Source organism: Pseudomonadota bacterium (genome assembly GCA_030775045.1).
GTDB lineage: Bacteria > Pseudomonadota > Alphaproteobacteria > JALYJY01 > JALYJY01 > JALYJY01.
The window spans coordinates 1-20,407 of the sequence record JALYJY010000017.1 but is presented as its reverse complement, the minus strand read 5'-3'; the positions used below and the strand labels follow the sequence as shown (position 1 = coordinate 20,407).

Sequence of the window (20,407 nt, the reverse complement as noted above, 5' to 3'; positions counted from 1 at the left end):
GGGTTATAGAACCAGGGCGTCTGGGACGGCAGGATATCGATATTCCAGCGACCCCACAGAAACGCATATCCGTTATACCAGTGATAGTTTTTCAGGTCCCAGTTGGCGTCCTGCCCCAGCACCAGCGCCAGGATCCCGAACGCCAGGGGGAAGCCCGCAGCCACAAAGGCGGGCAGAAGAGAGGCGGACCACGATTTCACGACTTGCATGGGAAGGGCCTGTGTCTTTACATTACAGGCTCTTTTTCACCCTGATTGTGGACCTGTCATGGCAAACCGGAAAAATCCCCTGGGCCTCAACGCGCTGCAGCTGAAAACCCTGGCCCTGCTGCAGGAACTGGCGCGCATGCCTGAAACATCAGCCCCGGGCAACGATGAGGGCAGCCGGGCTGTGATCCACCTGCCCCACCCTCACGGGAACCATTTCCATCTGGGCCGGTATGTGGTGATGACGCAGGATGCTTCGGGCCTGTTCAACCCGGCCCCCTGGGCGGTGCTGGAGCGCAAGGGGCTGATCCGGTCCATGTTCCCCGATGGCGCGGTGGTGACTGCGGAAGGGCTGGCCTATGACACGGGCGTGCGGGACCAGATCCTGCACAGCGCGGATCACTGACCAGGCCGGAAGAAGCGGTAGATCCTGACTTTCTGACACCCCGGCAGCGGAGACTGCGGCGGCGGAAGGGCTGCAAACTCTCTTGCAATTCCGGAAAAAAGCTTCTGGATATATGCCTTGCAGCCGGGGGCCCTGCTGTCCACATCCACCGGATCAAGATCATGATAAAAACATCTATGGCGCAGGCCCTGTGACTGTGGATCCATTTCTCTTTCCTTCCATGTCTGCGGCATCTGCCCAAACGATCTGGCCAGCCGCGATGTATCCGGCAGCAAAAAGAAAACACTGATGCGGCACAGGGGCAGCAGGTCCTGACCGGATACAGGATCTTTCCGTTCTTCAGGATCAAATTTCACTGTCAGTCCCCAGAGCTCGATCTCTCTGGCTCCCACAGACTGCAGGCTTTTCTTCAGGGTACCCTGAAAATCTCCCTGAAAAAACCCGATAGCCCGTTCCACCCGCTCTTTTTGCCCATCCATATTTGTCATATCTTTTTCCAGACACAGGAAGCGCTGATACAGGCAGTCTGGAAGAGCACTGGTAAAAAGATGGTAAATTCCGGTCAGATGCCTTGGTGGCCCACAACCACCCGGTCAATTCCGGCAAGGTCGCGGCGGTGGGGAAGGACGGCCAGACCCGCGGCGCCCAGAAGGGCTGATATGTCATCGGCCTGCCATGCCCCCACTTCCAGCAGCACATATCCCTGCGGTTTCAGGAGGCGGGGCAAATCGCGGGCAATGGTCCTGTATGCCTCCAGCCCGTCCGCTCCCCCCGCCAGGGCCAGGCGGGGGTCGTGGTCGCGCACCTCCGGCTCCAGCCCTGCAATATCCCCGGCGGGAATATAGGGCGGATTGGAGATCACCAGGTCAAAAGCCTCTTCAATTCCCTCGGCCCATGAGCCTTCCCGGAAAACCGCCCTGCCCTCCAGTCCCAGATCACGGGCATTGGCGCTGGCTGTCTCTACAGCGCCGGGAGCCAGATCCACCCCCAGACCGGAAGCGTGCGGATATTCGGACAGGATGGACAGAAGCAGGCAGCCTGTGCCCGTCCCCAGATCCAGTATGCGCAGCGGTGCCGGCCGGTCCGGGAAAAAGTCCAGAGCAGTCTCCACCAGCGTTTCGCTGTCCGGGCGCGGGTCCAGCGTGTCGGGCGACAGGCGGAACTCATGGGTCCAGAAGCCGCGCCTTCCTGTGATGCGGGACACAGGTTCCCGCGCCAGGCGACGGCGCAGCAGGACCTCAAAATCCGTCTGTTGCTGTTCTGTTACAGAAAGATCACCCAGCAGGTCTTCCCGGCTGCACCCCAGACTATGCTGCAGCAGCAGGCGCGCATCCAGCACAGGAGTATCAATGCCGGCCTGCTTCAGGGACTCCGCGGCCAGGCGCAGCAGGTCCCGGGCTGTCACAGCACCAAGGATCATAATGACAGGGGCGGCAGGGTGCGGGCCAGAAAGTTTCTGGCAAGATCCAGCCCGCGCGGATCAATGCCGTGCCCCAGACCGGGCAGCATGTGCCCTTCCACGGGTACACCGGCACCTTCCAGCGCCCTGACCGCGGGTTCAAACACCTGGGGCGGAACAATCTCATCCTCTGCGCCGTGGATTACCAGAACCGGCGGCCGGCTGACCGTCTCCGTCGCCAGATGTTCAGGGCCTGTCAGGGCTCCTGACCAGGCGACAACACCCGCGCATCCCTTCTGCTGCCGCAGACCCGCATGCAGGGCCATCATGGCTCCCTGCGAAAAACCAGCCAGAACTGTGCGATTTCCTGGCACGCCATAGCGATCGGCCATGGTATCCAGAAATCCCTGCAGGATGCCAAAGGCCGTCTGGACCCCGGCGTATACGCGTCCGGCATCCCGGTCCTGCAGGCTGAACCACTGGTATCCAAACGGTGCCATGTCGCAGGGCCACGGGGCATCCGGCGCCACAAAGGCTGCCGAGGGCGCAGCCGCAGCCAGCTCCGGCGCCAGGGAAATCAGATCCTGCCCGTCCGCACCCAGCCCGTGCAGCAGGATCACCAGACTGTCCGGCAACCGGCCCGTCAGGGGCGGATGGTGGACAGCGTTGAGGGAAGAAGGGTTTGTCATTTCAATAGTCTCAATAGCCCCCCTGCAGAACCCGCTGCGGCGAGACGAATGCCAGAAACGAGGACCGCAGAACCGGAGTGTACACGATAGTACATGAGGATTCGAGGACCGCAGTGACGTGGCAGGCGTCCGCCGCAGTCAGGGTTATGGAGGGGGTCTCTACCGGCAGGCCTTGTCAATGGCCTTGTGGGCAGCCGTGGATCCGCTCAGGCTATAGGTATCCGTTGTTTCCGTGCCCCGGCTGGACACGCCTTTCACCACCATCTGCTTTCCTTTCAGGATGGCGTCGGTCAGCTGTCTGTCCCCGGCCTCGTCCAGGGCCCAGGCCCTCTCGCCGCTGGTGAGCAGGGTAAAGGACCGGCCGTCAATCTTTACTGACAGATCGCTGCCGGGCTTGAAGGAATATCCGGCCGTCAGGCTGACCACGTCAAAGCTTCCCTCTGCCGGCCTGTGGGTGACCTGCAGGTAGACATCGCCCCGCCGGGTGTATTTCCCTTCGCTCTTCCGGGGCTTTGTCTGCATGAAACAGACCTTGCCCTCTTTTTCCTCGAACATCCAGGAAGACCAGTCCTTGTGGGCTCCCAGGGGCTGGGCCTCCGCCGCCAGGGCCGGCACCGCAAGGGCCAGGGCGACTGCAAGGACAGCAACAGGACAGAAACGATGCAGAAGGAAAGAACTCATTCCGTATTCCCGATATGACAGTGGTTATCCTGTTCCTGATACCAACCCCGGCCTGCCGGGGTCAAGGGAAGGGTTTCTGCCTTTTCCGGAACCGCGCCAGGTCGGCCTGGTCCAGGGACACGTGGATAAAGGCTGTGTCGTCGCTGTCCCGCCGCGCCAGGACAGTACCCCGGTCGTAAAGCCAGGCGATGGATGCTCCGTCCGTCAGGGGCACGCGCACGTCGGTTACGACCCGATCCTGCTCCAGAAAGCGCAGGATGGCGGTACGGATATCCTCCAGCCCCTCGCCGGTCACAGCGGATACGGCAATGGCATCGGCCCGGCCCGCCATCTGCGCACGGATCCGGTCCCGCTCTTCGGGGGACAGCAGGTCGATCTTGTTCAGGACCTGGATCAGGCGCGGATCTGTTGCCGCGTGGATCTCCAGTTCTTCCAGGACCCGCTCCACATCCTGGCGCTGGGCCTCGGTGTCCGGATGGGCGATGTCGCGTACATGCAGGATGATGTCCGCGGCCTGGACCTCCTCCAGCGTGGCGCGGAACGCCTCCACCAGCGTGGTGGGCAGGTTTGACACAAACCCCACCGTGTCGGACAGGATGGCCTTGCGCCCCCCTCGCAGGGGAATGGACCTCATGGTGGGGTCCAGCGTGGCGAACAGCTGGTCCTTCGCCAGCACGCTGCCCCCTGACAGGGCGTTGAACAGGCTGGATTTTCCCGCGTTGGTATAGCCCACCAGCGCCACCACGGGAAACGGCACCCGCTGGCGCGCCTGGCGCGACAGGCCGCGGGTACGGCGCACATCCTCCAGATCCTTTTTGATCCGCAGGATGCGCGTGTCGATCATGCGCCGGTCCATCTCCAGCTGGGATTCGCCGGGGCCACCCAGAAATCCGAATCCGCCCCGCTGCCGCTCCAGGTGGGTCCAGGACCGCACGAGGCGGGAGCGCTGGTAGTCCAGCGCCGCCAGCTCGACCTGAAGCTGCCCCTCCCGCGTGCGCGCCCGCTGGCCGAAAATTTCCAGGATCAGGCCGGTGCGATCGATGACCTTGGCCTTGCTGGACCGCTCCAGGTTGCGCTGCTGGACCGGGGACAGAACATGGTCAACGATGACCAGGCCGATCTTGTCCTGCGCCACGCGCTGCGCCAGAGTCTCCACCGTGCCGCTGCCCAGCAGCATTCCGGGCCGGGCCCGCTGCAGGCGGACAATCTCCGCCCCGCAGATCTCAAGGTCGATGGACCGCGCCAGCGCCACAGCTTCCTCCAGCGCGGCATGGTCGGTGCGCAGCGGTTCCTTCTGCGCTTCCCTCAGGACGGGATGGATGACAAGGGCCCGGGTCTGTTTCCCGACGACGGATTTACTCTGCACCGGATTCTGTTCCGTTCTCCGGCATGGTTTCCGCATCCCCCTCGAACAGCTGGACCGGAACAGACGGCATGATGGTGGAGATGGCGTGCTTGTAGACCAGCTGGGCGTGCGCCTCGCGCCGCAGCAGCAGGCAGAAACTGTCAAACCATGTGATCACGCCCTGCAGCTTGACGCCATTGACCAGAAATACGGTCACGGGTGTTCTGTTCCTGCGCACGTGATTGAGGAATACGTCCTGGACGTTGTGATTTTTCTCGGCCATGACTTTCTCCTTTCTGTTATGGTGCGGCCAGCCTTGCGACCATCTCCCCGTGCAGCCGGTTGCAGTCAGGAATATAGGCAGCCGGCGGCCATAACTCCATCCCCCCGGCCATTTTTTCCACGCCAAGGAGAATGGGGGTACATCCGGATGTATGGGCGCATTCCATGTCCACATCCGTATCCCCCACAAACCATACATCGGGGCCCGGAGCAATCCCCGTGCTTTCAAGGGCCATCAGCACCACATCGACGGCGGGCTTGTCCCGGGCCGCGTCGCGGGCCCCCACCGTCCTGACGAAGTACCTCTCCCACCCCAGCATGGCCACCTCGTCCCGCAGGATGGATCCGGTCTTGTTGCTGACCACAGCGGCGGGAATTTCTGATTCGTGCAGCAAGGCCAGAATCCTCTCGGCCCCGTCACAGGGCGCCAGCGCCTCCAGATGCAGGGACCGGTAGGCGGCGTGGAAAGCCTTTTCAGCCACGGATGCCCTGTCGCCAAACAGCTGTGGCATGATGTCGCGGGCGGATCTTTTCATGCGCACCTGTGCCTCACCCAGTGTCCAGGGCGCATAGCCCACAGCCTGCAGCGCCGCGTTCATGGCCCGGTGCAGCAGGGGCCACACATCCACCAGGGTATTGTCCCAGTCGAACAGGACCGTCCTGGGGCGGGGCAGGTCGCGCAGAAGACCGGCTGTCATGGTGTGTTCTCCTTGAAAACAGGAACCTTTTATGTGTAGTACGCAGGATCCTGTTACTGAAAGAGGTTTTGTCCGGGTATGGCAAAAAGCATGACACGATCCGAACTGGTGGCCAGGCTGTCCCGGCGCAACCCGCACCTGCGGGCCGGTGATCTGGAAAAGGCTGTTGACGCTGTCTTTGCCGCCATTGCCGGCGCACTTGCTGCGGGAAAAAGGGTCGAGCTGCGCGGCTTCGGGGTTTTTCACACACGTCAGCGCAGGGCCCGGACGGGACGCAACCCGAAAACGGGCGCCAGGGTCTCTGTGAACAGAAAAACTGTCCCGCTTTTCAGGACGGGAAAATTGCTGCATGATCTGCTCAACAGCAATCCTGCTGGATCGTCCTGAAAGGAACTGTCATGAAACCCCTGCATGTTCCCCGTTTTCTGGTGACGTTTGTTGTCGTTGCACTGTTTACTGTCGGGTATGAGATGCTGGTCCACGGGCACCTGCTGATGCCCCTGTATCTGGAAGCCGCCACCCTGTGGCGCCCGATGGAAGAGATGGAAAAGGGCATGCTCCTGAACCTGGCCCGTCAGCTGGCCATGGCCCTCGCGTTCGTTGCCCTCTACGCCCGCTGCTGCGCCGGTCTGCCCCTGTACAGGACCCTGAAGTTCGGGTTCTGGACCGGGCTGATGCTGGGCGTTTCCGCCGCCGGATGCTATGTGTGGATGCCCATTCCCGGAAAGCTGGCCCTCGCGTGGCTGGCCGCCCTGCTGGTCTGGGGTCTGGCCAGCGCCCTGATCGCACGGCTTGTCTACAGGGCTCCGTCCACGGTTGTATGATTTACGAACCCGTCTCCCAACCCGCTGCCGTGAGCGGATTGCCGCCGTCTTTTTCGAGAACCGGAGCGGAGCGTACGTTACAGTACGTGAGCACCGGAAGCGCAGGAAGACAAGGCAGAACGCCATGGCAGTCAGGGTTTTGGGGGCGGGTTCTGAAAAAAGCCTGCCTGGGGTCTCCCCCGGGCAGGCCAGTTTCCAGGATGGACATCGCATGTACAGAAATGCGATCAGTATGACATTGTCGCATGGAATATCCTGGACAATCGTTAAGGGGAAATATCCGGTGATCCGCCCTGTCCGCAGAATGGCAATAGTGGCTCTGGCGCTGCTGCTGTCCGCCTGTGCGGGATTTGTCCCAAATACAGGCGAAAAGTCCCTGACCCTGGTCCAGCCACAGACCCGCGAGCAGGTTCACCAGACCTGGTGGCGCAATGGCGGCCATGACCAGGAGGCCATCATCGCCCTGTCCCGCATTTTTCGCGATCCTGTCACGGGCGATATCTATCCTGTGGATCCCGCCCTGCTGGACTATCTCCATGCCCTGCGCACAAAGCTGGGTCTGCCCGCCAGCCAGCCCATCGAGGTTGTCAACGGATACCGCGATCCGGCCCGCAACCGGGCCATGGCAAAAAACAACAGCCTGGTGGCGAAGGAAAGCCTGCACATGCATGGCAAGGCCGTGGACATCCGCATTCCGGGCATCGAGCCCCAGCGGATCCTGGACGCGGCGCTGGCCCTGAAAAAAGGCGGCGCTGCCCTGTATCCCGGCACCGGCCATGTGCACCTTGACACAGGGCCTGCAAGAACGTGGGTTGTTCACCAATAACCTGTGACTGAAAAGATCCCGTCCTTTCCTGAATCCCTGGCGCGCGCCACAGAACAGCTGGCGGCGGATCTTTCCGCCCCGGCGCGCAAAAAGGCTGCTGCAGATGTAACGGCTGCCTACCGGACCGACAGGGACAGGCTGTCGCTGGGGCGCACGGAAAAGCTGGCCTATCTGCTGACCCGCCTGCCGGCCACATGGGCTGTGGCGGCCCGGTGTCTTTCGGAACTTCAGCGCAAGAAACCAGACTTCCGGCCCCGCTCGATCCTGGATGCGGGCGCAGGCCCCGGAACCACCGCCTGGGCCGTGGCGGCCTGTTTCGGGCAGCCGGAGGCCATGACGCTGCTGGAGCGCGACGGGGAATGGATCACTGTCGGCCAGACCCTGTTCCACCTGGGACAGTTTCCGGACCGGCATGTCCTGTGGCGCCGTGAGGACCTGACAGACCGCAATGTCTGGCCGGCATCGGACCTCGTGGTGGCGTCCTATGCCCTGAATGAACTTCCTCCCGCTGCCCTGCCCGATGTGATCCGGCGCCTGTGGGCTGCCACGCAGGGTGCCCTTGTGCTGGCCGAGCCCGGCTCGCGGCAGGGATTTGAGACTGTGCGGCAGGCGCGTGAGATCCTTCTGGCGGGCGGCGCCAGGATCCTGGCCCCCTGCCCCCATGCAAAGGCCTGTCCCATGCCCGCGGACAACTGGTGCCATTTCCCGCAAGACATCCGGCGCTCGGCCCTCCATCGCGAGGCCAAGGCCGCGGCCCTGGATCATGGCACTGAAAAGTTTTCATATGTGATTGCTGTGCGACCCGGCCTCGGCATTGCAGAAACTCCCGCCAGCCGGGTGGTCAGCGCGCCCCTGCACCGCAGTGGCCACGTGCGGCTGGACCTGTGCACACCGGAAGGACAGCTGAAGCGGGAGACAGTCTCCCGCCGCGACAAAACCCTGTGGTCCCGGGTTCGCAAAACAGACTGGGGCGATGAGTGGCCCGGTTGACCGGTCCTGATCCCAGGGCCTATTGTCAGACTCATGTCTCTTTCTTCTCCCCGCCGCATTCTTGGTCTTGATCCCGGCCTGCGCCACACGGGCTGGGGAGTTATTGACGTACAGGGAAACCGGCTGTCTTTTGTAGCCGCGGGCACCGTGCATTCCGACAACACCCTGTCGCTGGCCCGGCGGCTGGTGCAGCTTCATGACGGGCTGCAGACCCTGCTGGACCAGTGGACACCGGACGAGGCGGCGGTGGAGGAAACCTTCCTGAACAAGAACCCGGTCTCGACGCTGAAACTGGGCCATGCGCGGGCCATCGCCCTTCTGGTGCCCGCCCGGCGGGGGCTGGAGGTGGGCGAATACCCCGCTAACCTGATCAAGAAATCCGTTGTTGGGAACGGCCATGCGGACAAGACCCAGATCCAGGCCATGGTGAAAATCCTGCTGCCCGGATGTCTGGCCAGCTCCCCCGACGCCGCTGACGCCCTGGCAGTGGCCATCTGCCACGCCCACCACAGCCAGACCCGAAAGATTCTGGGCGGCATCATGGCCGGCGCTGCGCGGTAAACCGAGACAGGAAAGCTTGATGTCTCCCGCAATGTTCATGTCATCCCGACCGAACACAGTGAGTGGAGGGATCTCCTTCACAAAGAAAGATCCCTCGACTGCGCGTCACGGTGTGACGCTCCGCTCAGGATGACAACAAAAGAAGAGAAGAATCTTCGCAGACGGTATACTCAGACCTGCTCCTTGAGCAGGGTCGGTGCGGTTCTTTTGTGCAGGCCTTTTTTCTTCAGGGCATCCCAGGCTTCCTGGGCCGTATCCGCATAGGCGAACAGGGACAGGTCACGCGGGGCGATCATACCCTCCTCCACCAGAAACTCGAAGTTCACCAGTTTTTTCCAGAAGGCGGTGTCAAACAGCACGATGGGCACCGGCGACATCTTGTTGTGCTGGCTGAGGGTCAGAAGCTCGAACAGCTCGTCCAGCGTGCCAAAGCCACCCGGAAATACCACCAGCGCGCTGGAGCGCATGGCCAGGTGCATCTTGCGCATGGCGAAGTAATGGAAATTGAACGTCAGTTCGGGCGTGCTGTAGGCATTGGGTTGCGGCTCGGTCGGCAGGGCAATGTTGAATCCGATGGACGGGGCGCCAACCTCATGCGCACCCCGGTTGGCCGCCTCCATGATGCCGGGTCCGCCCCCGGTGGCGATGACGTTGTCGCGCCAGCCGTCTTTCGGCGTCAGGGCGCCGCCCTGTTCCGAGACAATCTTTCCGAAAAGCCGGGCCTGTTCATACCTGTATGCATCCGGCCGGACGCGGGCGCTTCCGAATACCACGACGGCGGACCGGATGCCCCAGGCGCGCAGGTGCTCCTCGGCCTTGGAATATTCCAGCAGGAAACGCACGCCCCGCATGGAATCACCCAGAATGTAGTCCTGGTCCAGGGCCGGCAGCCGGTAAGTCGGCCCCATGTTATTGCGTCCACCATTTCCGTTCATATCACCAGAATCCATACTCAGTTTCCCAGAAGCTTGTTCCACCAGCCCTTGCGCACCGGCGTGGCCTCATTGCCGCCGCCTTCTCCCGCAGACGGTGGTGGACCGGACGGGGCCGCGCCCATATCCCGGGCCGACGCATGGCCTTGTCTTTCGGTCATTCCGCCTTCCCGGTGGGCATGCGGGCGACCAGGGCCACCATGGCGTCCCCGTCCGCCGGGACCACGGCGGCGTCCACCACGACGTGGACCCCGACCGTCCTGGTGCCGGCCTTCCTGGGAGTGCTCGCGCCTGCCATTGCTGTGGGCCAGTCCTGCATCGCGGGACCTCTGCTGACCCTGTGAGCCTTCCTGTCCCTGCTCCCAGACCCGCTCGCTGGCCTCGAACAGGGCATCAATGTCTGCAGGCTGCGGCGCGGCTTCCTGTCCGGAGGACGGCGCCTCCCTGGAAAAATCTCCCTGGTGTTCCCGCCGGCGACGTCCGCCGCGGCGTCCGCGGCGACGGCGGGACATATCCTGTCCCTCCCCGGCAGTGGGCACACCGGAAGCTTCCACAAACTCTTCTTCTCCAAGGGGTTCTGTTACTTCCCCGGACACAGGCGCTGTGTCCACCGCAGTCTCTTCCAGTCCTGTGGACATCATGACCTGTTCTCCCGTCACCGGGCCGGAGGCCGTGTCCGTATCGCGGATCCCCACCCGCTCCACGCGGCAATTGGGGGGAACCAGCGTATCGTCACAGGCCACCGTGACCCGCATGCCATAGCGCTGTTCCATGGACACCAGGATCTGGCGCTTCTGGTTGAGCAGGCACAGGGCCACGCGGGTGGGAATATGGATGGTCAGCTCGCTGGAGCGGCGTTTTGCGCCCTCTTCCTCCAGCGTGCGCAGGGCCAGCATGGCGGCGGATTCGGCAGAGCGCAGGGTCCCCGTTCCCGCACAGTGCGGGCATTTCTCGAAATGCGCCTCGGACAGGCTGGGCCGCAACCGCTGCCGCGACAGCTCCAGAAGCCCGAAGGCCGAGATCCGCCCCAGCTGGATCCTGGCCCGGTCATTCTTCATGGCCTCTTTCAGGCGCCGCTCGACCGCCGCGTTGTGGCGGCCCTCTTCCATGTCGATGAAGTCGATGACAATCAGCCCCGCCAGGTCGCGCAGCCGGATCTGGCGCGCAGCCTCGTCCGCGGCTTCCAGATTGGTGCGCAGGGCCGTTTCCTCGATATTCTTCTCGCGCGTGGCGCGGCCGGAATTCACGTCGATGGCGACCAGCGCCTCGGTCTGGTTGATGACGATGTACCCGCCCGAACGCAGCTGGACCACAGGGTTGTGGATGCTGTCGATCTGGCCCTCGACCTGATAGCGCAGGAACAGGGGCAGGCCCTGCTCCCGGTAATGGTGGATCTTGCGGGCATGGGACGGCATCAGCATGTGCATGAAGTCCCGGGCCGCGTTCCAGGCGGCATCGCCCTCGACGATGATTTCGTCAATCTCGGACGAATAGGTGTCGCGGATGGTCCGCTTGATGAGGTTGGCTTCCTCATAGATCAGCTTGGGCGCCGTGGACTGCAGCGTTTCCTCGCGCACCGTGTCCCACAGGCGCAGCAGGTATTCCAGGTCGCGGCGGATGTCCGCCTCGCCCTTGTCCAGACCCGCAGTCCGCAGAATGACCGCCATGCCGTCGGGAACGCCCAGCGCCTCGACCATGTCTTTCAGGCGTCTGCGGTCCTGGGGACTGGTGATCCTGCGGCTGATTCCCCCGCCCTTGGGCGTGTTGGGCATCAGGACGCAATAGCGGCCCGGCAGGGACAGGTAGGTGGTCAGGGCAGCGCCCTTGTTGCCGCGCTCCTCCTTCACCACCTGGACCAGAAGGATCTGGCGGCGGTGGATGACTTCCTGGATCCGGTAGTTCCGCCAGGGGCGGGCCTTGCGGCGGGTTTCCTCGTCCTCTACCGTATCGCCGCCCAAGGCGTCAGGCGGTGTGTCGCCGCCCAAGGCATCCGGACGTACGGCCTCTCCGTTCGTACCGGATGTTTCGGGAAGATACTCTTCCAGCGCCACTTTCTCCGCCACCGGATTGTCCAGCTGCGGAAGCATGTCTGCAGGAACAGGTTCCGCGGCAACAGCCCCTGCGGGAATGTCCTCTGTCTGGACATCCGGCGGCGGGAAAAACCCTTCCGTGCCGGTGTTGCCCGCGGCTTCACCGCCGGCACCTTCTCCTGTTTCCCCGTCTTCCTCACCGTCCTGGTCTTCCGGCGCGGACGCCATCTCCTTCAGAAGCTGTTCGCGGTCCTCGACCGGGATCCTGTAATAGTCCGGATGGATTTCGGAAAAAGCCAGAAACCCGTGGCGGTTGCCGCCGTATTCCACAAAGGCGGCCTGGAGGGAGGGCTCGACCCGCACCACCTTGGCCAGATAGATATTGCCCTTGAGCTGTTTGCGGCTTTTCAGCTCGAAATCGTAGTCGTCCAGTTTGTTGCCACTGATAATGGCCACGCGCGTCTCGTCAGGATGAGACGCGTCCACCAGCATACGCTTGCCCATGTATTCATGATCTCCCGGAACACTGTTCCCGCCCGCCCTGCGACCGGGGCGGACCGGAAATGTCCACTGTATGTGAAGCCGGGGAGAAGCAGGGGTCGTCCCTTGATACAACGGCGCTCGAGAGCTGCCAGAGCCAGAGGACCCCGCGCTTCACAACGGCCCTGGATCAGGGCCGCTTCCGGCTTCGAGGTTTCACCATCCGGTTGCCGTCCCTCCGCAATCCCGCATCTCATCGTTGCTGTCTGGCGCATGGCCACAGGAAGGATTTTGCGGTGCATTGGACCCTGTCTCAAGGGATAAGGACTTAAGGCAACCTGGTCGCACCCCGAGCATACAGATGACGTTGCACAACTGCAACAGTCAAAATTTTTCTGATGCCAGGAGAGCTGTGGGAGCGATAAAACAGAATTCCTGCCGGCACAATCCGTCATCCCGACCGTAGCGGAGGGATCTCCTCCATCAAAAGAGATCCTTCGACTTCCCGATGCCATGCATCGCTTCGCTCAGGATGACATAATAAAACGCAAGCCATTTGATTTTTCAGTCACAGTCCGTCTAGAACACTGGCAGTTTCTTCTGTTTTCCAGTCGGGACCGGAATGGCCTTGCGGTTGTTTTTTCTGTCTTTCTTTCTCGCTGCCCTGTCCCTTTCCGGGGTAGCGCTGGCCGGCGAAAGCCTGCAGAAAATCCGCCTTGGCGTTCATCCTGACAAGACCCGGTTTGTGGCAGAAACCACAGCCGGCACAAAGTTCACCGTCTTTACCCTGACCGGTCCGGACCGGGTTGTCATCGACATGGCCGGCATGGACTGGAAGGTCCAGGGCCAGGAGCCGGCCGGAGGGCTGGTGACAGGCTGGCGTCACGGCCGGCTGGACGACGGTACCCTGCGTATTGTCCTGGACACGATGCGCCCCGTGATGGCCAGCGGCATGTTCATCCCGCCCCGGGATGGCTTTGGCACCCGCTTCGTCCTGGACATGCACCCGGTTGAACAGGCCGCACAACCGGTTCTGCAGCCAGCAGTACAGCCTGTATCCTCCCCCGTCATGGCGGGAGGCATTCCAATCCCGCCCCGCCCCCCGCGCCTGTCCAGACCACCCATGGCCCGGCCGGCGCAGCGTCCACTGGTGGTCATCGATCCCGGTCACGGGGGCATTGATCCCGGCGCCATCGGTGTGGGCGGGGTTTATGAAAAAGAGATTACAATGGGCGTGGCCCGCGCCCTGAAGAATGAGCTGGAAAATACGGGACGCTGGCGGGTCCTGCTGACGCGGGAGGATGACACGTTCGTCCGCCTGCGGGAGCGGGTTGCCATTGCCCGGGAGCACGGGGCCAGCCTGTTCATCTCCCTCCACGCGGATTCCATCAGCAAGGACGACGTGCGGGGCCTGTCGGTCTACACCCTGTCGGAACAGGCCTCGGACCGCGAGGCCGCCGCCCTGGCTGACAAGGAAAACAGGGTGGACGAGATTGCGGGCGTGGCCGTGGCCGACCAGGACCAGGATGTGGTCAGCATCCTGTTCGACCTGGCCCAGCGGGACACTATGGTCCAGTCCCGGCGCCTGGCCGGATCTGTTGTGAAGGAGCTGGACGGTGATATCATCCTGCTGCGCTCGGCCCTGCGATCCGCCGGATTTGCGGTTCTGACCGCGCCGGATATTCCGTCCATCCTGATCGAGATGGGCTATCTGTCCAGCCCGAAAGACAGCCGCCTGCTGGCCCGGCCCGATCACCACCGCACCCTGGCCCGGGAAATCAGGAAAGCCATCGACGCCTGGGCCCCGGGACAGACTCTGGCCGACCCTTCAGGCAGATGACGCACCCGCTGCCACAAGGAACCTGACCACAATCCCGCCCTGGATGCGGGTATCTTTCAGGACAAGGCCCGGGACATCCTGCCAGGGATCGGTCGTGGCAGTTTCACAGACGGCCACAGCGTGCGGGGCCAGCCACCCGTTCTCTGACAGTGCTTTCAGCGCTGCCGGAACAAGGTTCTTTCCATAGGGCGGATCCAGAAACACCAGGTCGCAGGCAACCGGCGGCGCAGGAGGCCGGGTTGCATCCACCTGCAGGAAAGTGCAGGCCCCCTCCTCCCCCAGCGCCCGGGCATTGCGCCGGGCCAGATCCAGCGATGACTGGCTGATGTCCATGAAAACAGCCCGTCCAACCCCGCGGGACAGGGCCTCCAGCCCCAGCGCTCCCGTGCCGCAAAACGCATCCAGAACTGTCAGGCCCTGCAGGCCCCGCTCCATCCAGGCGGCATGGGCCAGCAGATTGAAGATGGTCTCGCGCAGGCGATCGCCGGTGGGACGGATCTCCTGATCCGGCGGCGTGAGCAGGGCCCGCCTGCGATGCTTTCCGCCGATGATCCTCATCCCCTGGCCAGGCTGCTGAAAAAATCGCCCAGCTGTTCCTTCAGGACACGGCGGGGAATTTCCTCCACCTCCCCTTCCGCCAGTTTGCCCAGCTGGAAAGGACCATAGGCGACGCGGATCAGGCGGGTAACCTTCAGCCCCAGGTGTTCCATAACGTGGCGAATTTCGCGGTTCTTTCCTTCTTTCAGGCCAACGGTCAGCCAGGCATTGGCCCCCTGCAGGCGGTCCAGGACAGCCTCGATGGGCCCGTATTTCACACCCTCAACCGTCACGCCGGCCGCAAGGGAGGCCAGGCGCGCCTCATCCACCGTGCCGTGCACACGCACGCGATAGCGCCGCAGCCAGCCGGTGGAGGGAAGTTCCAGATGACGGGATAATCCCCCGTCGTTGGTCAACAGCAGCAGGCCTTCGGTGGTCAGATCCAGCCGGCCCACGGACACCACCCGCGGCAGGCCGGGCGGCAGGTTCGCAAAAACCGTGTCGCGGCCTTTTTCGTCGCGGGCTGTAGTGACCAGTCCCGACGGCTTGTGATAGCGCCACAGCCTTGCCGGTTCAGCATCCGGCAGTGGCTGGCCATCCACAAGGATCCCGTCATCCGGACCCACCACGCAGGCTGGACTGTCCAGAACCCGGCCGTTGACACTGACGCGCCCTTCCGCGATCCAGCGCTCGGCATCCCGGCGGGAGCACAGACCGGCCCGGGCCATGCGCTTTGCAATGCGCTCCCCGGTCCGGTCCGCAGCCGTGCTCTTGCCTTCCGGCACAGGCACTTTTTTACCTGGCCAGAGTGATGTTCATGGGCGTTTCATACTTGTTGTCCGAGCCCGTGGCGCTGTCGATGGCCCAGCCAATGCCGCCGCCCAGGATCACGTTACCCACCGTGGCGCCAGCCACGTCAGACTTGTTGATATAAGTTGCTGTCTGATAGCCGGACTTCTTGCAGGTCACGGTGATGTCATGCTTTGTCTTTTCCACCATAATGGCGCCCGGCGTGGGATTGACCCTGCCGATGCTCATGCCCTGACGGGTCAGATCGCATTCCGCGCCCGCCGGATTGGTGTTGACATACAGCTGCTGCGACCGGCCCTCAACGATGGTGGAACAGGCGGACAGCGCAAGGCCGGCAAGGGCCAGAACAACAATCTTTTTCATGGTGTGACATTCCCCGGGTTTCATACGGGCACAGCGCCCGGCGGCGACCATAGCAGAAGTCCGGTCTGTATTGAAACATTGCGTCACAAAGTGTGTGTGACAGGGAGCAGCGGGGTTTGGTATAGGATTTCCGGATACAAGTGATTGTCATCCCGACCGGAGCGCAGCGGAGGGATCTCTCCCCCCAAGGAGATCCTTCGACTGCGCATCCTTATCAGGATGCTTCGCTCAGGATGACAGAAAATGCGGGGAACAATACCATGTGCGGCATTATCGGCATTGTCGGAAAAGCGGACGTTGCGGACCAGATTCTCGATGGGCTGAAGCGGCTGGAATACCGGGGCTATGACAGCACCGGCATGGCCACGCTGGTCAGCGGAAGGATCGAGCGCCGTCGTGCAGAAGGTAAACTCAACAATCTGGCGCAGAAACTCCAGCAGGAACCACTGACCGGCAAGACCGGCATCGGCCACACGCGCTGGGCGACCCACGGCGGTCCGACCGAGAACAATGCGCATCCCCACGCCACCGCCCGTGTGGCTGTCGTCCACAACGGCATCATCGAGAACTATCAGGAACTGAAGGCCGAGCTGGAAAAATTTCAGCATCGCTTCACCACCCAGACGGATACCGAGGTCATCGCCCACCTGGTCACGCACTATCTGGAGCACGAGAAACTTTCCCCCGTGGCCGCCGCGGCCAAGGCCCTGAAACGGCTCGACGGCGCGTTTTCTCTGGGCCTGATTTTTGCAGACCACGACGACCTGATGATCGGTGCGCGACGTGGTACACCGCTGGCCGTTGGATACGGTGATGGCGAGATGTACCTGGCCTCGGACGCCTTTGCCATGGCGCCGCTGACCAACAAACTCAGCTATCTGGAAGACGGCGACTGGGTGGAAGTGCGCCGCAGCGGCGCCACCATCCGCAACGCCAACGACGACGTGGTGCAGCGCCCCGTCAAGACCAGCACGGTCACCGCCGCCATGGTGGGCAAGGGCCAGTACCGCCACTTCATGCTGAAAGAAATTTTCGAGCAGCCCGCGGTAATTGCCGACACACTGCAGTCGTTCCTCACCGGCCCCGGCGGCCAGATCCAGCTGCCCGCCCTGCCCTTCGACCTGGCCAAAGCCTCGCGCATCACCATCGTGGCGTGCGGCACGGCGTTCTATGCGGGCATGGTGGCCAAATACTGGTTCGAGCAGGTGGCGCGCGTGCCCGTGGAGATCGACATCGCGTCGGAATTCCGTTACCGCGAGCCACCCATGCCCGAAGGCGGCGTAGCCATTTTTGTGTCCCAGTCGGGCGAGACGCTGGATACACTGGAAGGCCTCCGTTACGCAAAGCGCCAGAAGCAGCACATCCTGTCCGTCGTGAACGCGCCCGAAAGCACCATCGCGCGGGAGTCCGACGCGGTGTTCTACACCAAGGCCGGACCGGAGATCGGCGTGGCCTCGACCAAGGCTTTCACCACACAGCTGGCCGTTCTGGCCTCGGTTGCCATTGCCTTGGGCCGGGCGCGGGGTACATTGACTCCGGATCGGGAGAAAATTTTAACAGCGGCCCTGCGTGAAGCCCCCGCAAAAGTGGCTGAGATCCTCCGCCACGATGATCGGATCGCGATAATGGCCCGCCAGCTGGCCGAGGCACGGGATGTGCTCTATCTGGGCCGCAGCCTCTGCTATCCGCTGGCGCTGGAAGGCGCGCTGAAGCTGAAGGAGATCAGCTATATCCACGCGGAAGGCTATGCGGCGGGCGAGATGAAACACGGCCCCATCGCCCTGATCGACGAGCATGTGCCCATCATCGTGCTGGGCCCCATGGACGCGCTGTTCGAGAAAGTAGTGTCCAATTTACAGGAAGCAGCGGCGCGCGGAGGCAAGATCATGCTGCTGTCCGATGCCGCCGGCGTGGCCAAAGCAGGCGACCGGGCACATACCTCCATGACCCTGCCTGCCTGCGACCCCTTCGTCGCCCCGATCCTCTACGCCATTCCCATGCAGCTGCTGGCCTACCACACCGCCGTCCTCAAAGGCACCGACGTGGACCAGCCCCGCAACCTGGCCAAGAGCGTGACGGTGGAGTGAGTAATATGAAAGCTGTTCTGGCGGTCTTTCTGGCCTGCATGATATTCGCGGTGCCTGGCACGGCCGCTGAAAACCTGCAGGGGTACGCTTTCCACCAGGCTATGGCAGAAGCAGATCTGCCCCCATTCTACAGTGAAGTTGAAGATGATCTGGGCTTGTCGCCGGAACAGCAGAAGCATATCAACAGCCAGAGAAAAAGATTGGCTCTTTATATAGACCAGTGGTCCGTGCTTGAAGCCCATGAAGAAGATTACAGGAACATCACAGCATCGCTGACCCTGGCGCAAAGGACCCGACTGGAAGAAATCCGGATCCAGCACAAGGGTCCCCTGTACAGCCTGATCCGGCCGTCAGTGCAGAAAAAGCTGGGAATAGCGACTGATCAGGCAGAGAGCATCCAGTCCCTGTTTATGGATTTCTGGACCCGGACAGGAAAGATTCCCGACAAGGACAGCAAGGGAAACTACATCTGGAAGGAACATCACGCCGCTGTCGACCAGCTGAAGGCGGAATACGGGGAAAAGGCCATGAAAATCCTCGGCAGCGACCAGAAGACAAGGCTGCCAGAACTGGCCGGACCTGTCCTGTCCCCTGAACCGAAATACTGGAGAAATACCCGCTGATCCTGTGAATGTGTCACGGTGGAGTGATTTTGCGCGCCCCGCGCGGCGATGGAGGGGGAATCTTTTTATCGATTGCTTCGATATAAGGAGAAAAAACGTCCCTCCATTGTTGCTGGTCGGGCGCCTGCATGAAGCTGCGCAGGCCGACCAACAGCCCGCGTAAACGTTCGTCACCGACTTCAAAATCCTGGACTTCCTTCAGCAGGCTTTTTTCTGCCTCTGGCAGGGTGTCAGATAATTCCTTTGCAAGGATGGCCATTTCACAGAACATGACAGGCATTATCCCGGGATACCTGACTCCACAGATCAGGAGTGACCAGGCCAGGCCTTTGCTTGCTGCGCCTTGCCCTTCAAAGGCATAGACCATTATTTGCCGAAGATTTGGAAAACCTGCAAAAGCCTGCAGGGTACGCTGTATGAAACCCAGCACGGGCTGGCAAAGATCGGGACGACAGGAAAGTTCAGCTTCTTCTGGTGTTCTGTGCAGATGGAGTATCGTTTTTTCTATTTTCGACCCGAATTTCCTGAAAAACGGATCATCGGGCAGACCCCAACTGAGCATTTCCACTGTGGCAGGATCTTCCAGCATCCGCACAAGTGCTCTGGAATTTGCCTCCAAAGCCGCAGCACGTGTCAAGGCTGAACGCGTAACGGACTGATTTATGAGCTCCTGTTGTTCTGGCGTGCGCATTCAATCATCCTCTTCTGGAACCGGAAACATAAGTCACTTTTGTGAAAGTAATGTCTTTTTCACAGGCACCGACGTGGACCAGCCCCGCAACCTGGCCAAGAGTGTGACGGTGGAATAGGATTCCTGACCTGAAATCCCTTGACTTTCTGTTAAGGAAAGTGTGTCAGCATATTGACGTTATAATGTTTCTCGCAGCCAGAAAGGCACGCCATGTCAAATACTCGTGGATCCGCACTCGCCGCCCTGCTTGTTACACTGGGTGGTGGATACGCCCATGCCGGTGACAGCAGCCAGCCTGATACAAAAACATGGACCGTGACCCGCATGCATGGCGAGGAACCCACCAGGGTCCAGAAATTCCGCATTGAAATGACCCCCGGAAATCCTGACGATCTTTCCAGTGCCGGCACGCTGAAGGCAGAAGGGGCATGCAGTACAATCGCCGCCTCCCTCCGTAAAATCCGCACACCCGATGACAGCCCCCCGGGATCCACGGCAGTTCAGGTGACAGGCGGCGAAAAACAAACCAAGGGATGCACGGTTGAAGAAAATGGCGTCAGGAGATCATATACTGAAGCACATGATGCGGACAGTGCATTCCTCCTGACCCTGCGGGCGGCGAAGGTGGTTATTAAGCCTGATGGCACGCTCACGGCAAAAAAAGGCGGGGAAATCGTCTTTGAGGCAAAGCCCGTGACCCCGCCTGCCAGCAAGGCAGCAGTCCCCGGCCCCGGCAGATAGTATTCAGCATTCCGGTTAACCGGGCGGGAAAAAGCAGGGCGCAGGAAACGTTCACCTGCAGGCTGGATGGTCCTGTATGGCGGGTGAGTTCAGAGGGCCCGCGATACCCGGAAAATAAATGCATGCGGCGGGAATGGCGTCCCGGATCATCTGCCGGACCTCCGCGGGGGTATGTTTCCGGGCAGCCAGGTCCATGGCCTTCTGCAGGAAGCCCCTCACCTCTTCCGGTGAAAAGGGGATCAGCTGCCCTGTAAATGTCGAAGGCTCTCCCCGGCCGGACCGGATCAGAAAATCCTCGGCGTTCCTCCAGGGCTGTTCCTGCTCGCCCAGGGCGAAACCAGGACTGGCTATGGCCCGCATGAAGGC

25 protein-coding genes are annotated in these 20,407 nt (G+C 61.9%); 10 read left to right on the top strand and 15 right to left on the bottom strand.

Features of this window, described 5'->3' with window-relative positions:
* Window positions 1–209 (bottom strand): hypothetical protein (locus tag M3O22_02725; GenBank protein MDP9195674.1); only part of this gene is annotated, 209 nt, incomplete at its 3' end.
* Between the two features lie 58 nt (window positions 210–267).
* Here M3O22_02725 and M3O22_02720 point away from each other — a divergent pair.
* Entirely contained in the window at window positions 268–612 is a 345-nt protein-coding gene (locus tag M3O22_02720; GenBank protein MDP9195673.1) for a hypothetical protein, read from the top strand.
* Here M3O22_02720 and M3O22_02715 read toward each other — a convergent pair.
* From M3O22_02715 to M3O22_02685, 7 genes are all read right to left on the bottom strand, one after another.
* Complete coding sequence (locus M3O22_02715) at window positions 606–1,100, bottom strand: hypothetical protein (protein MDP9195672.1); 495 nt, start codon at window positions 1,098–1,100, stop codon at window positions 606–608. The genes M3O22_02720 and M3O22_02715 overlap by 7 nt on opposite strands.
* 74 nt (window positions 1,101–1,174) lie before the next feature.
* Window positions 1,175–2,032 (bottom strand): peptide chain release factor N(5)-glutamine methyltransferase, encoded by an 858-nt coding sequence (gene prmC, locus M3O22_02710; protein ID MDP9195671.1) that lies wholly within the window; start codon window positions 2,030–2,032, stop codon window positions 1,175–1,177.
* Window positions 2,029–2,700, bottom strand: coding sequence for a prolyl oligopeptidase family serine peptidase (locus M3O22_02705; protein ID MDP9195670.1), 672 nt, complete (start codon window positions 2,698–2,700; stop codon window positions 2,029–2,031). Before M3O22_02705 ends, prmC begins: the two co-directional genes overlap by 4 nt.
* 159 nt (window positions 2,701–2,859) lie before the next feature.
* Window positions 2,860–3,381, bottom strand: coding sequence for an invasion associated locus B family protein (locus M3O22_02700; GenBank protein MDP9195669.1), 522 nt, complete (start codon window positions 3,379–3,381; stop codon window positions 2,860–2,862).
* Window positions 3,382–3,442: 61 nt separating this feature from the next.
* Entirely contained in the window at window positions 3,443–4,747 is a 1,305-nt protein-coding gene (gene hflX, locus M3O22_02695) for a GTPase HflX (GenBank protein ID MDP9195668.1), read from the bottom strand.
* Window positions 4,737–5,009, bottom strand: coding sequence for an RNA chaperone Hfq (hfq, locus tag M3O22_02690; protein ID MDP9195667.1), 273 nt, complete (start codon window positions 5,007–5,009; stop codon window positions 4,737–4,739). Before hfq ends, hflX begins: the two co-directional genes overlap by 11 nt.
* A 16-nt stretch (window positions 5,010–5,025) precedes the next feature.
* Complete coding sequence (locus M3O22_02685; GenBank protein MDP9195666.1) at window positions 5,026–5,706, bottom strand: HAD family hydrolase; 681 nt, start codon at window positions 5,704–5,706, stop codon at window positions 5,026–5,028.
* A 90-nt stretch (window positions 5,707–5,796) separates the two neighbouring features.
* Here M3O22_02685 and M3O22_02680 point away from each other — a divergent pair, with 90 nt between their 5' ends.
* The 5 genes from M3O22_02680 to ruvC all read left to right on the top strand — a co-directional run bounded on the left by M3O22_02680 (window position 5,797) and on the right by ruvC (window position 8,907).
* Window positions 5,797–6,093 (top strand): integration host factor subunit beta, encoded by a 297-nt coding sequence (locus M3O22_02680; GenBank protein ID MDP9195665.1) that lies wholly within the window; start codon window positions 5,797–5,799, stop codon window positions 6,091–6,093.
* A gap of 11 nt (window positions 6,094–6,104) precedes the next feature.
* A complete protein-coding gene (locus M3O22_02675) occupies window positions 6,105–6,530 on the top strand; it encodes a hypothetical protein (protein ID MDP9195664.1) in 426 nt (141 codons plus the stop codon).
* A 304-nt stretch (window positions 6,531–6,834) separates the two neighbouring features.
* A complete protein-coding gene (locus M3O22_02670) occupies window positions 6,835–7,356 on the top strand; it encodes a DUF882 domain-containing protein (protein ID MDP9195663.1) in 522 nt (173 codons plus the stop codon).
* 3 nt (window positions 7,357–7,359) lie between these two features.
* Window positions 7,360–8,346 (top strand): small ribosomal subunit Rsm22 family protein, encoded by a 987-nt coding sequence (locus tag M3O22_02665; GenBank protein ID MDP9195662.1) that lies wholly within the window; start codon window positions 7,360–7,362, stop codon window positions 8,344–8,346.
* 33 nt (window positions 8,347–8,379) lie between these two features.
* Window positions 8,380–8,907, top strand: a complete 528-nt coding sequence (gene ruvC, locus M3O22_02660; protein MDP9195661.1) for a crossover junction endodeoxyribonuclease RuvC — start codon at window positions 8,380–8,382, stop codon at window positions 8,905–8,907.
* Between the two features lie 170 nt (window positions 8,908–9,077).
* Here the strand turns inward: ruvC and M3O22_02655 are convergent, their stop codons facing one another.
* Together M3O22_02655 and M3O22_02650 are read right to left on the bottom strand one after the other, a co-directional pair.
* Window positions 9,078–9,857 (bottom strand): TIGR00730 family Rossman fold protein, encoded by a 780-nt coding sequence (locus M3O22_02655; GenBank protein ID MDP9195660.1) that lies wholly within the window; start codon window positions 9,855–9,857, stop codon window positions 9,078–9,080.
* A 2-nt stretch (window positions 9,858–9,859) separates the two neighbouring features.
* Window positions 9,860–12,373 (bottom strand): ribonuclease E/G, encoded by a 2,514-nt coding sequence (locus M3O22_02650; GenBank protein ID MDP9195659.1) that lies wholly within the window; start codon window positions 12,371–12,373, stop codon window positions 9,860–9,862.
* A 604-nt stretch (window positions 12,374–12,977) separates the two neighbouring features.
* Between M3O22_02650 and M3O22_02645 the strand changes: the two genes are divergently transcribed.
* Window positions 12,978–14,189: an N-acetylmuramoyl-L-alanine amidase gene (locus M3O22_02645; GenBank protein ID MDP9195658.1), complete on the top strand. Its 1,212-nt coding sequence runs from the start codon at window positions 12,978–12,980 to the stop codon at window positions 14,187–14,189.
* On the opposite strand, the gene rsmD is transcribed toward M3O22_02645, so the two are convergent.
* The 3 genes from rsmD to M3O22_02630 are packed head-to-tail and all read right to left on the bottom strand — an operon-like array spanning window position 14,178 to window position 15,899.
* On the bottom strand, window positions 14,178–14,747 hold the full coding sequence (gene rsmD, locus M3O22_02640; protein MDP9195657.1) for a 16S rRNA (guanine(966)-N(2))-methyltransferase RsmD: 570 nt from the start codon (window positions 14,745–14,747) through the stop codon (window positions 14,178–14,180). The two genes, M3O22_02645 and rsmD, sit on opposite strands and share 12 nt — an antisense overlap.
* Window positions 14,744–15,517, bottom strand: coding sequence for an rRNA pseudouridine synthase (locus M3O22_02635; protein MDP9195656.1), 774 nt, complete (start codon window positions 15,515–15,517; stop codon window positions 14,744–14,746). Before M3O22_02635 ends, rsmD begins: the two co-directional genes overlap by 4 nt.
* Before the next feature lie 4 nt (window positions 15,518–15,521).
* The gene (locus tag M3O22_02630; GenBank protein MDP9195655.1) at window positions 15,522–15,899 is read right to left on the bottom strand and encodes a hypothetical protein; all 378 of its coding nucleotides are present in this window, start codon (window positions 15,897–15,899) and stop codon (window positions 15,522–15,524) included.
* Window positions 15,900–16,159: 260 nt separating this feature from the next.
* Between M3O22_02630 and glmS the strand changes: the two genes are divergently transcribed.
* Both glmS and M3O22_02620 read left to right on the top strand, forming a co-directional pair.
* Window positions 16,160–17,986 (top strand): glutamine--fructose-6-phosphate transaminase (isomerizing), encoded by a 1,827-nt coding sequence (glmS, locus tag M3O22_02625; protein ID MDP9195654.1) that lies wholly within the window; start codon window positions 16,160–16,162, stop codon window positions 17,984–17,986.
* A 5-nt stretch (window positions 17,987–17,991) separates the two neighbouring features.
* Window positions 17,992–18,609 carry a hypothetical protein gene (locus tag M3O22_02620; GenBank protein ID MDP9195653.1) on the top strand — a complete coding sequence of 206 codons (618 nt, stop codon included), beginning with the start codon at window positions 17,992–17,994 and terminating at the stop codon, window positions 18,607–18,609.
* Window positions 18,610–18,622: 13 nt separating this feature from the next.
* Here M3O22_02620 and M3O22_02615 read toward each other — a convergent pair whose 3' ends face one another.
* Window positions 18,623–19,300, bottom strand: coding sequence for a hypothetical protein (locus tag M3O22_02615; protein MDP9195652.1), 678 nt, complete (start codon window positions 19,298–19,300; stop codon window positions 18,623–18,625).
* A 210-nt stretch (window positions 19,301–19,510) separates the two neighbouring features.
* Here M3O22_02615 and M3O22_02610 point away from each other — a divergent pair, with 210 nt between their 5' ends.
* Window positions 19,511–20,041: a hypothetical protein gene (locus M3O22_02610; protein ID MDP9195651.1), complete on the top strand. Its 531-nt coding sequence runs from the start codon at window positions 19,511–19,513 to the stop codon at window positions 20,039–20,041.
* A 51-nt stretch (window positions 20,042–20,092) separates the two neighbouring features.
* Here the strand turns inward: M3O22_02610 and M3O22_02605 are convergent.
* Window positions 20,093–20,407: hypothetical protein (locus tag M3O22_02605; GenBank protein ID MDP9195650.1), on the bottom strand; the 315-nt coding region annotated here is incomplete at its 5' end.